Origin of the sequence: Mesorhizobium sp. M1A.F.Ca.IN.020.06.1.1 (assembly GCF_004023265.1) — a bacterium.
Classification (GTDB): domain Bacteria; phylum Pseudomonadota; class Alphaproteobacteria; order Rhizobiales; family Rhizobiaceae; genus Mesorhizobium.
The window spans coordinates 1-768 of sequence record NZ_RZSR01001554.1 but is presented as its reverse complement, the minus strand read 5'-3'; the positions used below and the strand labels follow the sequence as shown (position 1 = coordinate 768).

1 protein-coding gene is annotated in these 768 nt (G+C 63.8%); it reads left to right on the top strand.

Annotated features, from left to right (window positions below):
• Positions 1 to 768, top strand: a 768-nt coding sequence (locus EOA60_RS35485) for an ATP-binding cassette domain-containing protein (protein WP_128312755.1), incomplete at both ends; no start/stop codon positions are given.

Below are 768 nucleotides of genomic sequence, written 5' to 3'. Positions count from 1 at the left end.
AATCGACGCTGATGTCGATCCTCTATGGCTTCTACCAGGCCGACAGCGGCGAAATCCGCGTCGCCGGCAAGGCGGTGTCGATCAACACCCCAAACGACGCGATAGCGCTCGGCATCGGCATGGTGCACCAACATTTCATGCTGGTCGACAATTTCACGGTGCTGGAGAACGTCATCCTCGGCGCCGAGACCGACGCGCTGTTGAAGAGCAGCATCGCCAAGGCGCGCTCCGAGCTCGAACGGCTGGAGCGCGAATACGGCCTCGAGGTCGATCCCGACGCCATCATCGAGGAATTGCCGGTCGGCCTGCAGCAGCGCGTCGAGATCCTCAAGGCGCTCTATCGCGGCGCCGAGATCCTGATCCTCGACGAGCCGACAGGGGTTCTGACGCCAGCCGAGGCCGACCATCTGTTCCGCATCCTCAAGCAGCTGAAGGAACAGGGAAAAACGGTGGTGCTGATCACCCACAAGCTGCGCGAGATCATGGCCGTTACCGACACGGTCTCGGTCATGCGCCAGGGGACCATGGTGGCGACCAGGGTGACCAGGGAAACGACGGTCGGCGAGTTGGCCGAACTGATGGTCGGCCGGCGCGTGCTGTTGCGGGTGGAGAAAGGCCAGTCGGAGGCCGGTGCGACAAAACTCTCGGTCAAGAACCTGACGGTCAAGGATTCACGCGGCGTCACCATGGTCGACGACGTCTCCTTCGACGTGCGCGGCGGCGAGATCGTCGGCATCGCCGGCGTGGCCGGCAACGGCCAGTCGGAGC